Origin of the sequence: Mesorhizobium sp. M7A.F.Ca.US.005.03.2.1 (assembly GCF_003997795.1) — a bacterium.
Taxonomy (GTDB): Bacteria; Pseudomonadota; Alphaproteobacteria; order Rhizobiales; family Rhizobiaceae; genus Mesorhizobium; species Mesorhizobium ciceri.
The window spans coordinates 1-2,114 of record NZ_RZRP01000999.1 but is presented as its reverse complement, the minus strand read 5'-3'; the positions used below and the strand labels follow the sequence as shown (position 1 = coordinate 2,114).

General features: G+C 65.6%; 1 protein-coding gene and 1 pseudogene. Both read left to right on the top strand.

The window, feature by feature from the left end; translation table 11 throughout:
- A pseudogene (locus EN991_RS33745) lies at nt 1-464 on the top strand (hypothetical protein); the annotation flags it as partial.
- Between the two features lie 185 nt (nt 465-649).
- Nucleotides 650-2,114 (top strand): aldehyde dehydrogenase family protein (locus EN991_RS33740; RefSeq protein ID WP_164769575.1); only part of this gene is annotated, 1,465 nt, incomplete at its 3' end.

The window sequence follows — 2,114 nt, the reverse complement described above, 5'->3', positions numbered from 1 at the left end:
GTGTTCGCAAGCGCTATGGCGCGGTCGAAGGCGACGCGCGCCTCGTCGCCCCGGTCGAGCTGCATCAAGAGGCCCCCCTTGAGCCCGAAAAAGTGGAAATAGCCGAAAAGGCCGAGGATACGGACTGGAACGAGATCGACCTGCTCTACCGCTTGCTGGAGCAGATGCAGCCGTCGCCGGTGGTCACGCTGAACCGGGCCGTCGCGGTCTCGAAGGTGCGTGGACCGGGGGAGGCGCTGGCCATGATCGAGCCGCTGGAGGAACGGCTTTCCGGCTATTTCCACTTTTTCGGGCTCAAGGGGGGCCTCTTGATGCAGCTCGACCGGGGCGACGAGGCGCGCGTCGCCTTCGACCGCGCCATAGCGCTTGCGAACACGGCGGCAGAAGCTGCCCATATCCGCATGCATATCGACCGGTTGATCAAGGACGGTGCGGTGCGCCCGCCGGCGAAAAAGGCAAACTGAGCGTCACCTCCCCATCTGGCTCAATCGTGTAGTTTGGGCTTGGACCATGCCGGGGTGGCGATTTTCCCCTGAAACGAGTAATGCCACGCCATGACTGCGCCTGAAGTGCCTTTCGGCACACGGGCGGCACGGCGAAGGCTTAACCCAGCGCCATATGATGGCGACGGGATCTGAAAGGGACAAGAATGACGATAGGCAAGGAAACGACCGAACTGCTGGCGAAACTGGGCGTGGCCAAGGAAGCGCTCGTCGGCGGCGACCTGATCGTGCGCAGCCCGGTGACGGGCGAGCAGATCGCGGCGCTGAAGACGATCTCGCCGGCTGACGCGGCCAAGGTGATCGATGCCGCGCACAAGGCCTTCCAGGCCTGGCGCATGGTGCCGGGCCCGCGGCGTGGCGAACTGGTGCGGCTGCTCGGCGAGGAACTGCGCGCGCACAAGGCCGAGCTTGGCCGGCTGGTGTCGATCGAGGTCGGCAAGATCCCGTCCGAGGGGCTCGGCGAAGTGCAGGAGATGATCGACATCTGCGATTTCGCCGTAGGCCTCTCCCGGCAATTGTACGGCCTGACCATCGCCACCGAGCGCCCGGGCCATCGGATGATGGAAACCTGGCATCCGCTCGGCGTCGTCGGCGTCATTTCCGCCTTCAATTTCCCGGTCGCTGTGTGGTCCTGGAATGCCGCCCTGGCGCTTGTTTGCGGTGACGCGGTGGTGTGGAAGCCGTCGGAAAAGACGCCGCTGACCGCACTTGCCTGCGAGGCTATCTTCAAGCGTGCGGTCAAGCGCTTCGGCGCGGACGCACCTGATGGCCTGGCGCCGGTGCTGATCGGCGACCGCGCCGTCGGCGAGATCCTGGTCGATCACCCCAAGGTGCCGCTGGTTTCGGCGACCGGCTCGACCCGCATGGGCCGCGACGTCGGCCCGCGGCTGGCCAAGCGCTTTGCCCGCGCAGTGCTCGAACTCGGCGGCAACAATGCCGGCATCGTCTGCCCGAGCGCCGATCTCGACATGGCGCTGCGCGCGATTGCCTTTGGAGCGATGGGCACGGCCGGCCAGCGCTGCACGACGCTGCGGCGCCTGTTCGTGCATGACAGCGTCTACGACGCCCTGGTTCCGCGCCTCAAGAAGGCCTACGAGAGTGTGTCTGTCGGCAATCCGCTGGAGACCTCCTCGCTGGTCGGGCCGCTGATCGACAAGGCGGCCTTTGACGCCATGCAGAAGGCGCTGAAGGAAGCCGCCGCCCATGGCGGCAAGGTGACCGGCGGCACCCGGGTCGAGGACGGGCACCCGGATGCCTATTACGTGCACCCGGCGCTGGTCGAGATGCCCAAGCAGGTGGCCCCTGTCACGGAAGAGACCTTCGCGCCGATCCTCTATGTGATGAAATATTCGGATTTCGACGCCGTGCTCGACGAGCACAATGCCGTGGGCGCAGGCCTGTCGTCGTCGATCTTCACCCGCGACCTGCAGGAATCCGAGCGTTTCCTGGGTGTCGACGGATCGGATTGCGGCATTGCCAATGTCAACATCGGTACCTCGGGCGCTGAGATCGGCGGTGCCTTTTGCGGCGAAAAGGAAACCGGCGGCGGCCGCGAGAGCGGCTCCGACGCATGGAAGGCCTATATGCGGCGCGCCACCAACACGGTGAACT